Origin of the sequence: Pseudomonas sp. JV245A (genome assembly GCF_032424515.1) — a bacterium.
In the GTDB taxonomy this organism is placed as follows: domain Bacteria; phylum Pseudomonadota; class Gammaproteobacteria; order Pseudomonadales; family Pseudomonadaceae; genus Aquipseudomonas; species Aquipseudomonas protegens.
The window spans coordinates 1-732 of sequence record NZ_VYKE01000474.1; the positions used below are offsets into that span (position 1 = coordinate 1).

A 732-nucleotide genomic window follows, 5' to 3' on the forward strand; every position below is an offset into this window, starting at 1 on the left:
GCCTGCAGCTCGCTGCGGTGGGCGACCACGCTGTCGGCGCCGGTGGCGGACACCACCAGCAGGTCCGGGTCAGCGGCGATCACCGCTTCGATATCGAATTGCAGGTTGCGGTACAGCACCGCTACGCCGCGCTGCCTGGCCACTTCTGCCCACTGGGAAAAGAACCCGCGCTCATCGGTGAGGCGGCTGGGGGTGGTGGCGGCGCTGGCCACCAGCGGCGCATCCATGGCCAGCAGGATCCCGGTGACGCTGGGGCTGGTGGAGACGATACGGGTGGGGGTGGTGCTTGCCCCGAGGGCCAGCTGGCAACTCAGGGCCAGGACCGCTGCACTGAGCAGCCGGGCGCAAAGGCGTGGGTTCATCATCGATCCATCGGACGGTAAAGGGTGGGGCGCAGGGGCCTGAACAGCAGAACCATATGATAATGCTTCTCATGCAATGCGTTCCATATTGTAGAATCCATTCCGCAATTGCAATACTGCAAGCGCTTGTCTCCCAAGGAAAACCCCGCCATGACTCACCGTTTGCACGCCGATGCCGTGACCTTGCGCCACGACGCGCGAATCATTTCCCAGGGCCTGTCCCTGAGCATTCCCGACGGCTCGTTCACGGTCATTGTCGGGCCCAACGCCTGTGGCAAATCCACCTTGCTGGCGGCGTTGTCCCGGCTACTGGCACCGGCTGAAGGGCGGGTGGTGCTCGATGGCAAGGACATCCGCCAACTGCCGGCCC

The 732-nt window shown here is 64.5% G+C and carries 1 protein-coding gene and 1 pseudogene; one reads left to right on the top strand and one right to left on the bottom strand.

All coding sequences use genetic code 11. The features are described from left to right. A pseudogene (locus F6S12_RS32525) lies at nucleotides 1-365 on the bottom strand (Fe2+-enterobactin ABC transporter substrate-binding protein); the annotation flags it as partial. A 147-nt stretch (nucleotides 366-512) separates the two neighbouring features. Here F6S12_RS32525 and F6S12_RS32530 point away from each other — a divergent pair. Then, nucleotides 513-732 (top strand): ABC transporter ATP-binding protein (locus tag F6S12_RS32530; protein WP_315869961.1); only part of this gene is annotated, 220 nt, incomplete at its 3' end.